The following is an 11,159-nucleotide window of genomic DNA, read 5'->3' as shown; positions in this document are numbered from 1 at the left end:
CGCCGAGCCAGACACACATTTTGTCGTTTAACCCTCTGCTTCAACCCAAACCCCAACCCCAGAAACAAAAAATCCTCGGAAGCTTTTACACTTCCGAGGATCTTCGCTGTGGGCGAAGGGGGACTTGAACCCCCACGTCCGTAAAGGACACTGGCACCTGAAGCCAGCGCGTCTGCCATTCCGCCACTCGCCCGTGGGAACGAATAGAACTATAACACCCCGCGCTAATACACCACCAAATCCCCAGGCCAGCGCGCGTTTTTCAGCACTTTTCAGCACTTAGCAATAGCAACTTCCCCCACAACCGTCGTCACTATTTGATAAACCTCAGCAGTTCCTAGCCCTTAACTGAAGGTGTAGGGCTCTATACTGTTGCTTAAGTATCGATAATTTTTGTGCACATTTTTTTCACGTAACCCGCCGCGGTTTGGCGGGAGAAGGCGAATTTCTTTAGTCAGATGGATTTCCTAGGACGCATCCGCAAGCTCGATAGCTCGCTTCAGCGCGGGCTCGATAACAGCTTTGCGCGCGTGTTCGGCGGCAAGGTTGTCCCGAATGAGTTAGAAGAATGCCTGAAGCAGGAAATTGAAGACTTCCTGATGCAGGACGCCAACGGTCAGTACTTGGCACCCAATGATTTCCGCATTGGCATCAGCGCTGCCGACTACAAGAACCTTTCTGCGTCCGAGCCCAACCTGCCGAATCAGTTGGCTGACCGCATGACGCGCTACTGCCGTAACAACGGCTGGGGCTTCACCGGTTCCATTAGCGTCCACCTGCAGGCAGTGGAGTCTCTCCACACCGGCCAGTTGAAGACGGCCAGCACTTTCACCGAGGACACCGTGGGCACCTCGGAGTTCGTCCCATTCGAGGACAGTGCCGATGATGCCAACACTGACGCAGCCCCGTCGCAAAGCGATGATGAACCCCAAGCTGCAGAGACCTCTGCCGCCTACCACCCGCAGCCGGAAGCTGAGCAGTTCCCCACCGCTTCCCGCCCCATCCCCGCGGTCGACCCGGAAGCGGCAACTGAGCTGAGCAGCGCGGCCGTGAGTGAAGACCAGTCCCAGGAAAAGACCGTCACCCTGCTGTTGCAGGACGGCTCCTCGCGCGTATTTGAGGTGCGCCATGGTTCGAACATCATCGGCCGCGGCACCGCTTCCGACTTCCGCCTCCCGGATACTGGTGTTTCCCGCCAGCATGCCGAGATCACGTGGGATGGCCAGGACGCTGTGCTCGTCGATTTGCATTCGACCAACGGCACCATTGTCAATGGCGAACCCATTGAGAACTGGCTGCTGGCCGACGGCGACGAAATCTCGTTGGGACATTCTGTTCTCGAAGTTCAGATCCGCTAGTTAAATCCGCTGATTCAGATCCGCTAAGTAGTGAGGTTCACCAGGTTCACATGCCACTGCCCTAGGTTTGCCGACACATTCCTGGAATAATTACGTCCGTGTGTTCGGTTTGCGGACCCACCAGCTCTACATAAGGAGGTTCCTCGGACGTGGAAGCTATCGTTTTTCTGCTTTCGCGCATCGGCGTGCTGGTCGTCCTGTGGTTTTTCATTTGGATGACGCTTCGCACCCTGCGTACAGAAACAACAGGCTCGGCTCCGCTGCGCCCACTTCGGCAGGCCAGCAGTGCTCCGGCCAAGCGTTTCCAGCGCTCGCAGACTCCACATCAGCTCCTTGTCACCTCCGGGCCGCTGGCGGGTTCGCGCATGAACCTAAACAACCAACGCGACATCACTATTGGCCGTTCAGAGTCGAATGCCTTCGTCCTCAACGATGACTTCGCCTCGGGCCAGCACGCTCGCGTCATCAACCGCGACGGCATCTGGTACCTGGAAGACCTGGACTCCCGCAATGGCACATTCCTCAATGGCCAGCGCGTGGAACAGCCGGAACGCCTGGCTTCGGGTATGGAATTTCGTATTGGCCGTACAACTTTGAGGTTGCAACCATGAGTCTTGCTCTGAATTACACGGCCCGCTCTGACCGCGGCCTCATCCGACAGAACAACGAGGACTCCGCCTATGCGGGTTCGCGTCTGCTCGCGCTTGCCGACGGCATGGGTGGCCACGCCGCCGGAGAAATCGCATCTCAGCTGATGATTGCGGCCGTCTCTCGGCTGGACAATGATCAGCCCGGCCCCGATTTGCTCGAGTCCCTGCGCAGCGCCTGCATGGAGGGCAATAACTCCATCGCGGATGAAATTGAGCAGAACCCCTCTACGCAAGGCATGGGCACTACGCTGACTGCTCTGCTTTTCGACGGTACCCGCCTGGGCATGTGCCATGTCGGTGACTCGCGTGGCTATCTGCTGCGCGACGGGGAGCTCATCCGCATTACCCGGGATGACACCTATGTGCAGTCCCTGGTGGATGAGGGCAATCTCACCGAAGAAGAAGCGGCAATTCACCCTCAGCGCTCACTGATTTTGAAGGCTCTCACCGGTCGCCCGGTGGAGCCTACTTTGTCTTATCGCGATGTTCACGAGGGCGATCGCTACCTGCTGTGCTCGGATGGTCTATCCGATCCAGTGTCCGCGGACACCATCAAGGATGTGCTCTCGGAGGGCACTCCGGACGAGGCCGCTACCAAGCTCATTGACTACGCGTTGAAGTCCGGTGGTCCGGATAACATCACCGTGGTGGTTGCCGATGTTGTCGATTCGTCGGCACGCACGCCTTACGAGCCCGCCCTGGCCGGTGCCCTACAGAGTGCGGAGGAGGAACTCCCCCGCCCCAATACGTCAGCGGGACGCGCGGCGGCACTCCGCCCGCGGAAGTCGCAGGAAATTGCAGTGACTTCGGCGCCGGAGAAGAAAGCTTCCAAGGGCAAGTGGCTAGTTATTTCTGTGGTGCTGGTGCTGGTGGCCGGGTTGGTCGGCCTTGGTATTTGGGGCTGGCAGAAGAAGGAGTCGATGTACCATCTCGCGGTGGTCGACGGGCAGGTGCAGCTGATGCACGGCGTGCCCGGCAGTTTGCTGGGCTTCGATCTGCAAGAGCCACATCAGTTCATCTGTTTGACCGATGACAACAAAGTTCAGCTTCCTCCGGCTGGGACGGCGAAGGAGAAGGTCGACTGCCACATCATGACGCCGGAAGATCTCTCACCGGCGGCACGCAATTCGCTGGAAGGTCTGCCGGCTGATTCCTACGACGGTGTCAGCGACCAGATTGGCCGTTTGGCGGAGTCGGCACTGCCGGTATGTCTGTCCGTTTCCGACGATGACAAGAAGGATGAAAAGCTGGGCTCGAAGCCAGGAGTCAACTGTAGGCAGGTGCGAAAATGAGTGAAACTACCACGAAGCGACAGCTTCGGATGAAGGAAATGCTCCTGCTGCTGCTGTCGGCAGGATTGTTGCTTTTGGCACTAATTTCACTGGAACTGGCTCAGGGCAACTCTCTGACCGCAGATGTCTTTTACATCATTGGCGGATTCTTTGTGATCTTTGCAGTGGCGCATATCGCGCTGACCTTTGTGGCGCCCAACGCCGATCAGGTGATGCTGCCGGTTGCAGCAACGCTCAATGCCTTGGGGCTGGTGATGATTCACCGCCTCGACCTGGCCAATGACACCTCGTTGGTGCGCAACCAGATCATGTGGACCGTACTCAGTGTCGCACTGTTTATCGGCGTGATCGTCCTGCTGCGCAACCATCACTCGCTGTCGCAGTACTCGTATCTGCTGGGTCTCGGCGGCTTGATTCTGTTGGCGCTACCGCTGGTGTGGCCGTCGTCGATTAATGCTGATGCCCGCATCTGGATTTCCATCGGCCCGTTCTCCATGCAGCCGGGTGAGTTTGCCAAGGTCATGCTGCTGATCTTCTTTGCTCAGCTGCTGGTGAATAAGCGCTCGCTGTTCAATGTGGCGGGCAAGCGTTTCCTGGGCATTGATTTCCCGCGTGTTCGCGACCTGGGTCCGATTCTGCTGATCTGGGGCATCGCTACCGTCATCATGGCTCTGCAGAATGACTTTGGCCCGGCGCTGGTGCTCTTCGGCACTGTGCTGGCAATGCTCTACGCTGCCACCGGTCGTGGTTCCTGGCTGATCATCGGCATGGTGCTGGTGACCGTCGGCGTTGTCGGTGTCTACATGGTTTCGGACAAGATTCAGGCGCGAGTCACGCATTTCCTGGATCCGTTGGGCTCCTACGACGAGGGTGGCTACCAGCTCTCCCAGGGTCTGTTCGGCATGAGCTGGGGTGGCATCGGTGGCACCGGTCTGGGCCAGGGCTACCCACAGAACATTCCGGTGGCACACTCTGACTTCATCCTCTCGGCCTTTGGTGAGGAGCTCGGTTTTACCGGCCTGAGTGCCATCATCCTGCTGTTCGCGATTCTGATTTCCCGCGGTATTTCGGCGAGCTTGGCGGTACGTGATTCCTTTGGCAAGCTGCTGGCGGCCGGTGTCGCATTCTCGATGGCCATTCAGCTGTTCGTGGTTGCAGCCGGTGTTTCCAAGCTGATGCCGCTGACCGGTCTGACTACTCCGTTCATGTCAGCCGGTGGTTCCTCACTGCTGGCCAGCTACATCATGTTGGCCATCGTGCTGCGCGTCTCTGACGAGGCCAACCGCCCCTGGGGTATTCCAAGCAACCCTTCGGGCCTCAACGACAATGCCACCGCATCTCAGGAGGTGAACCAGTAGATGAATAAAACCATTCGCCAAATCTTTGTTGTCGTTCTCGGACTCTTCGTTCTTCTACTGGCGAACCTGACCTACATCCAGGGCTTCCAGCAGGATAAGTACGCCCACAATCCGCTGAATAGCCGCCAGTTCCTGGAGGAAAAGTCCAAACCTCGCGGCCAAATCACCACTGACGGCGACATTCTGGCCCACTCGGTCAAGGGCGAGAGCGGCTTCTATGACCGCAGCTACGACACCGACCCGGAGGCATATGCCGCGGTGGTCGGATACCTGTCGGACATCTACGGCTCCGCCGGTATCGAACGCTCTCAGAACGAGATCTTGAACGGCAGCGACCCTTCGCTGTTTACCTCCCGCGCCCTCGACATGGTCACGGGCAAGGAACCCTCTGGGGCCTCCACGGAGCTGACGCTGTTGCCGAACGCTCAGCGGACTGCGTACCAACAACTCGCTGAACGCGGCTACGTCGGCTCCGCCGTCGCCATTCGCCCATCGACGGGTGAAATTCTCGCGATGGCCTCCACACCGTCGTTCAACCCGAATGACATCGCCGCCGGCGACGAGAGTACCTGGCAGTCCCTCAATAACAATGAGGGCGCACCGCTGCTCAACCACGCCACTCAGCGTCCGCTGCCGCCGGGTTCCACTTTCAAGGTGTTGACCACGGTCACGGCACTGGAGCAAGGCGCTTCCCCGGACACCTCGGTCACTGGCGCACCGCAGATTACGCTGCCGGATACCACCACTACGTTGGAGAACTACGGTGGCTCGACCTGTGGTGGGGCTACTACAACTCTCCGCCAGGCTTTCGCGCAGTCCTGTAATACGGCATTCGCTGAGCTCGGTATGCAGTACGGGGCCGATGCGCTCAAGGACGTCGCTAAGCGATTCGGCATCGGTGAGACCCACGATGACGCGGGCCTGCCGATTCAGCCCTCCGCTGTCGGTGATATTCCGGATCAGTCCTCGCTGGGTCAGACCTCCATTGGTCAGCGCGACGTGTCTTTCACGCCGCTGGACAACGCCATCATCGCCGCCACGATTGCCAACGGCGGCGTGCGCATGGAACCCCAGATCATCAAATCGGTGCGCGGTGCCGACCTCTCCGAAATCAAGTCCTTTAAGCCGATTGAAGCCGGCGAGGCGATTTCGCCGGAGGTCGCGGAGACCGTAACTGAGCTGATGCGCGGCTCCGAGTCGCACTCGGGCGGTAACGGTTCGCGTATTGCCTCCAAGACCGGTACCGCGGAACACGGTGCTGTCCGCGGCGAGTACGCACCGCACGTCTGGTACATCGCCTTCGCGCCGGACTCCGATGTCGCCGTGGCTGTCGTCGTGGAAAACGGTGGCGGCCAGGGCCAGGGCGCTACCGGCGCCTCCGTTGCTGCCCCGATTGGCCGTGCACTCATTGACGCGGTCGAACAGGCGGGTCGATAAGCATGGATGCCCACCAAGTTCAAGACATCGTTGGCGACCGATATCACGTTCGCCGTCTGCTCGGCCGTGGCGGCATGTCCACCGTCTGGCTTGCCGACGACGCCACCAGCGGCGAACTGGTTGCAATCAAACTTCTGAACCAGGAGTACTCGGACAACTACGAGTTCCGGCAGCGTTTCCAGAACGAAGCCGCCGCTGCGCGCAGCGTCAACAGCCCAAACGTGGTGAAGATTGTCACCTACGAGGAAGGCGACATCGGCAGCCACGGCGCGTGTTACATCGTCATGGAGTACATCCGTGGCGAATCTCTGTCGCAGGTGCTGCAGCGACGTCGCACCCTGCCAGAGCACCTGATGCTCGACGTGCTAGAGCAGACTGCACACGGCCTGTCGGCAATTCACGCTGCGAACCTTGTCCACCGCGACATTAAGCCGGGCAACCTCCTGGTGACGCCGGAGGGCACCGTGAAGATTACCGACTTTGGCATTGCCAAAGCCGCTGAAGCGGTGCCTCTGACGCGTACCGGCATGGTCGTCGGTACCGCGCAGTATGTCTCACCGGAGCAGGCACAGGGCAAACAGGTGAGTCCGGCGACAGACATCTACTCGCTTGGCTGTGTCGCCTACGAAATGGTGGCCGGCGCCCGGCCCTTCCAGGGCGACTCCACCGTCGCGGTTGCCGTGGCACACATCAACGAGGCACCACCTGCGTTGGCGCCGACGGTCAATCCGCATATCCGCGAACTTATCGGCATTATGCTGCGCAAGGATCCGCAGCGTCGCTATGCCGATGGCCGTGAGCTGGCACAGGCTGTTTTGCGAGTGCGCGCGGGGCACCGCCCACCACAGCCGCGTGGTGTGACCCCAACGGTGCACCGTCAATCCAACGCTGCCAACCCGGCGACCACCGAACTCGGTGCCATGACGCGACCGCCCATGCCGGTGTCGCAGCCACCGCAGCAACCGCAGCGGCCACCGCAGCAACCCGCCCGACAGCGTAAGCCGGCAAAGAAGCGCAGCGGCTGCGGTTGTGGCTGCGGCAGCATTGTGCTGTTGGTGCTGCTAGTGTTGCTGGCCGGTGCTATCGCGGTCGTCTATTCGCTGTCGACTACCGGTTCACTGCCAACCATTCCGAACTTGGAGCAGTACATTCCGAACCAGTCACAGCAGCAGACCACAGAGGAAAACACCGACCCCAACGACGGTTCTGGTTACGGTTGGTCGGGCGACAATTCCGGTAACTGGGGAAATAACGACGGCGGCAACTCTGGTGAAAACTACGGCGGCAACAATGACGGTGCCTCTGACAGCTCCACTGAGCAGGACACCAGCGAGACCGCTCCGGATACGTCCGAACCGACTCAGGATTCGGGCAACGACAGTGGCGACAACAGTGGCGACGACTCCAGTGGCGGTGGTCTACCCGGTATTCAATTGCCCTTGGGAAATGACTCCGGTAATACCTTGGGGACTCCAGATGCACAGTAATATTCAGGTACAAGATGTTTTGGTGGAAATCCTTCCGAAGGGACTGACGAACAATGTCTGGCAATGACGATCTCCTCTCCGGCCGTTATCGGCTCGGCGAGCTCATTGGCGTTGGCGGCATGTCCGATGTCTACCGCGCTGAAGATACTGTTCTCGGTCGCTCTGTCGCGGTCAAGATGATGAGGGCCGACCTTGCCAGGGATGAGAACTTCCTCGCAAGGTTCCGTCGTGAAGCGAAAAACTCAGCGCTGCTGAATCACCCGTCGATCGTGTCGGTGTACGACACCGGCGAGACGGATAGCCCGATGGGGCGCGTGCCTTTCATTGTCATGGAGCTGATTCAGGGCGAGACCCTGCGTGATCTTGTTCGTCGTGAGGGGCGGCTCGACCCGAAGAAAGCCGCATCGATCATGGCATCGGTGTGTGATGCGCTGACGGCATCCCACCATGCGGGCATTATTCACCGTGACATCAAGCCGGCGAACATCATGCTGACCAACACCGGCAAGGTGAAGGTGATGGACTTCGGCATCGCTCGCGCGCTCGGTGATTCCACCACGATGACGCAGACTGCGGCGGTGCTGGGTACCGCGCAATACCTCTCGCCGGAGCAGGCGCGCGGTAAGACCGCCGACGCCCGTTCCGATATCTACGCTGTCGGCTGCGTACTTTTCGAGGCCGTCACGGGCGCCCCGCCGTTCACCGGCGAAACCCCTCTTTCTGTCGCTTACCAGCACGTTCAGGACCAGCCGCCGCGGCCTTCGGGGAAGCTCAACACCGACCCAAACACGGCTCAGGCCCTCGACGCGGTGCTTCTGACCGCGATGGCCAAGGATCCGATGGAGCGCTACGACTCTGCAGAGGACTTCGCCCAGGATTTGCGTCGTCTTGCACGCGGCGAGGATCCGTTGGCGCTGGCGCACCACGGCGCGCATGACGACGATGCGAAGACCACCGAATTCCTTCCGGCAGCTCCATCGGATGCTGAGACCCGGGTGACCCCTGCACAGCAGGCAACTCCGGCCCCGGCCCCTGTCCCTGCTCCGGAACCGGAGAGAGCAGCTGCCCAACCGGAAGCCCCTGCTCAGATTGCTAACACTGACGAGCCTGAGAAAAAGAAGGGTGGCGCAGGAAAGACTGTCGCACTGGCGGCTGCTGCGCTGGTCGCTCTTGGCGGTGTCGGCTACGGCGCCTACCAGCTTTTCAACTCGTCCACCGAGGTCGAGACCGTTGCCATTCCGCAGGTCGAGGGCCTAAATGTCAATGAGGCGACGCAGGTTCTCGAGCAGGCTGGTTTCGTGGTCAACCGCGTCGACGAGCCGAACCCAGATGTGCCCCGAGACACGGTGATTGCCACCGAACCGGGCGTCGGATCGGGGTTGCCGCAGGGATCTCGTATCAAGCTGCGCGTATCTTCGGGCCCAGAGTTGACCAATGTGCCGGATGTACGCGACAAACAGGCCGAGGAAGCTCGCCGCCTACTCGAGGAGGCGGGGCTTGTCGTCAATCCGAAGCTGCAAGAGGAACCGAGTGAGGACGTTCCGCGCGGCAATGTCATCGAGCAGTCTCCAGCTGCCGGTTCTCAGGTGTCGAAGGGAACCCGTGTAACTTTGACTGTCTCCTCCGGTATCGAGACCAAGACTGTTCCGGATGTCACTGGTCAGAGGTTGGATTCCGCCCGCACGACCCTCGAGTCCGCTGGTTTCGTTGTCGAGGTGGTGGAGGTTGACTCCACTGAGGAACAGGGAACCGTTGTTGAGGTTCCCCAGAAGGGCACGGAGCTCACCGTCGGAACGACTGTCGAGCTGCACGTTTCGCGCGGCAACCAAATTAAGATGCCACGAGTTGAGGGCCAGACTCTCCGCGATGCGGAGAAGGCACTCACCGATGCCGGCTTCGAGGGAACTATCCGCACCGAGGAAGTCACCACGCTGGATCTGTCCAAGGTCGACCACGTGGAGAAAGCCAACCCGTCGGCCGGATCCAAGCTCAACAAGGACGGCGAGGTCACCCTACGCGTCTACCGGCTGGGGGTCGCCCCGGAGAGCTCTTCAGAGGAACGGCCTGCTCCGGAACCTCCCATAAGGCTGCCGGATCTGCTGCCTAACTAGCGGCTAGTGTGCCAGCACGTCTGAGAAGGCGCGCTGGTACACCGCCTGCTGCTCTTCCAACTCCGCCAGGAGTTCCTCGGTGTACTCGCCGCCGGCCAGTCGCAGCCAATTGACCAGCATGCGGTGCCCGTACTGGGTGAGTACCGACTCCGGGTGGTACTGCACGCCGTGAATCGGCAGGTCGCGGTGGCGCATCGCCATCAGCATGCCCGAATCGGTGAATGCCGGGGCAATGAGTTCCTCCGGCAACGTCTTCGGATCCACCGTCAACGAGTGGTAGCGCGTGGCAATAAAAGGACTGGGCACATCGGCCAGAACACCCGTGCCGTCATGAGTGACCGGGGAGGTCTTGCCGTGCAACAGCTCGTCGGCACGCACGACCTGCGCACCAAAGACCTCACCAATCGCCTGGTGACCCAAGCACACACCCAACACCGGTGTCGGCTCGTCCTGCCTGCTCACCGCGCGAATAATGTCCTCTGTCCATCCCGCATTGGACGGCTCACCGGGACCGGGCGACAGTAGGATTGCATCAAATTGCTTTACGACGTCGTCAACATCGCGGAGACGCGCATCATCATTGCGCCAGACAGTAACCGTTTCGCCGAGCTGGCCTATGTACTGGACCAGATTGAATACGAAGCTGTCATAGTTATCGACGACGAGAATCTGCATAACTGGGAATTCTACTGCCTGCGAACTTCACTGGTAAGTTCGGATGCAAAGTTTACAATTATGCATATACCGCGGGAGTGTAGATACCGCGCTGATCGCAACCTGCTGACCACAACCTAAGGAGTTTAAAGCGCTATGCCTAAGGCAAAGATTGAAAGCACTAATTCACCACAATCCGGTGGCTCCTCTGTCAGCCGTACCCCGGTCAAAATCAATAGCACTCAGACACCGGTGTGGTACAAGGTGCTGATGTTCGGGTTCATGCTGATTGGTTTGGGCTGGCTGCTGGTCAACTACATCGCGGGTCCGCATATTCCGTTCATGGTGACTTTGAACGCATGGAACTACGTCATCGGCTTTGGTCTTTTCATTGTTGGTCTGCTGATGACTATGGGTTGGCGTTAGTCAGCTCTAATACACCGCACTCCTCAGGCGCATCCATTATTGGATGCGCCTTTTTCATGCCTAAAAACCCAGGTCAATTCACCCCCGTCAATACCCCCGTTTCCCACACGTTTTTCGGCGAATGAGGATTTCCCTCCTACTGATCACGCAAAAAAGTTATCCACAGAAACCTGTGTAACAATCATGTAATTTGTGGATAACTGTGGAGAGATTTCGTCCCAAATTTCTCACGGGTTACGTGACAGAAACCGTAAAGCATGACAACTTTGGTTCTATCCCCTGTGTCCACAGTATCCACAGCCTGTGGATAACTCTGTGAACAAGTAACATAGTTGCAAGTCAAGTTATGCGTAACTCCAATATTCTGCGGAGTTCGACCACTTTCG

9 protein-coding genes and 1 tRNA gene are annotated in these 11,159 nt (G+C 59.2%); 8 read left to right on the top strand and 2 right to left on the bottom strand.

What is annotated here, in order from left to right:
• Positions 1-109: 109 nt before the first annotated feature.
• A tRNA-Leu gene (locus tag HMPREF2547_RS04415) sits at positions 110-193 on the bottom strand.
• Positions 194-458: 265 nt separating this feature from the next.
• On the opposite strand from HMPREF2547_RS04415, the gene HMPREF2547_RS04410 reads away from it, so the two are divergent.
• The 7 genes from HMPREF2547_RS04410 (at position 459) to pknB (ending at position 9,693) form a co-directional block, all read left to right on the top strand.
• The gene (locus tag HMPREF2547_RS04410; protein ID WP_070604850.1) at positions 459-1,358 is read left to right on the top strand and encodes a DUF3662 and FHA domain-containing protein; all 900 of its coding nucleotides are present in this window, start codon (positions 459-461) and stop codon (positions 1,356-1,358) included.
• A 149-nt stretch (positions 1,359-1,507) separates the two neighbouring features.
• The gene (locus tag HMPREF2547_RS04405; protein WP_016421758.1) at positions 1,508-1,969 is read left to right on the top strand and encodes an FHA domain-containing protein FhaB/FipA; all 462 of its coding nucleotides are present in this window, start codon (positions 1,508-1,510) and stop codon (positions 1,967-1,969) included.
• Positions 1,966-3,300 (top strand): PP2C family protein-serine/threonine phosphatase, encoded by a 1,335-nt coding sequence (locus HMPREF2547_RS04400; protein WP_070604847.1) that lies wholly within the window; start codon positions 1,966-1,968, stop codon positions 3,298-3,300. The genes HMPREF2547_RS04405 and HMPREF2547_RS04400 overlap by 4 nt, the downstream gene beginning before the upstream one ends.
• Positions 3,297-4,658 (top strand): FtsW/RodA/SpoVE family cell cycle protein, encoded by a 1,362-nt coding sequence (locus HMPREF2547_RS04395; RefSeq protein WP_016421756.1) that lies wholly within the window; start codon positions 3,297-3,299, stop codon positions 4,656-4,658. The genes HMPREF2547_RS04400 and HMPREF2547_RS04395 overlap by 4 nt, the downstream gene beginning before the upstream one ends.
• Positions 4,659-6,095 (top strand): penicillin-binding transpeptidase domain-containing protein, encoded by a 1,437-nt coding sequence (locus tag HMPREF2547_RS04390; RefSeq protein WP_016421755.1) that lies wholly within the window; start codon positions 4,659-4,661, stop codon positions 6,093-6,095. It begins immediately after the preceding gene.
• A 2-nt stretch (positions 6,096-6,097) separates the two neighbouring features.
• Complete coding sequence (locus HMPREF2547_RS04385; RefSeq protein ID WP_070604844.1) at positions 6,098-7,582, top strand: serine/threonine-protein kinase; 1,485 nt, start codon at positions 6,098-6,100, stop codon at positions 7,580-7,582.
• Between the two features lie 53 nt (positions 7,583-7,635).
• On the top strand, positions 7,636-9,693 hold the full coding sequence (gene pknB / locus HMPREF2547_RS04380) for a Stk1 family PASTA domain-containing Ser/Thr kinase (RefSeq protein WP_070566452.1): 2,058 nt from the start codon (positions 7,636-7,638) through the stop codon (positions 9,691-9,693).
• A 3-nt stretch (positions 9,694-9,696) separates the two neighbouring features.
• Here the strand turns inward: pknB and HMPREF2547_RS04375 are convergent, their stop codons facing one another.
• Positions 9,697-10,368, bottom strand: a complete 672-nt coding sequence (locus tag HMPREF2547_RS04375; protein WP_070604841.1) for an aminodeoxychorismate/anthranilate synthase component II — start codon at positions 10,366-10,368, stop codon at positions 9,697-9,699.
• A 135-nt stretch (positions 10,369-10,503) separates the two neighbouring features.
• Between HMPREF2547_RS04375 and crgA the strand changes: the two genes are divergently transcribed.
• Positions 10,504-10,773, top strand: coding sequence for a cell division protein CrgA (crgA, locus tag HMPREF2547_RS04370; protein WP_005511903.1), 270 nt, complete (start codon positions 10,504-10,506; stop codon positions 10,771-10,773).
• Positions 10,774-11,159: the final 386 nt, after the last annotated feature.

This window comes from Corynebacterium sp. HMSC055G02 (assembly GCF_001809065.1).
In the GTDB taxonomy this organism is placed as follows: Bacteria; Actinomycetota; Actinomycetes; order Mycobacteriales; family Mycobacteriaceae; genus Corynebacterium; species Corynebacterium jeikeium_D.
This window is presented reverse-complemented; position numbering and strand designations above follow the sequence as displayed.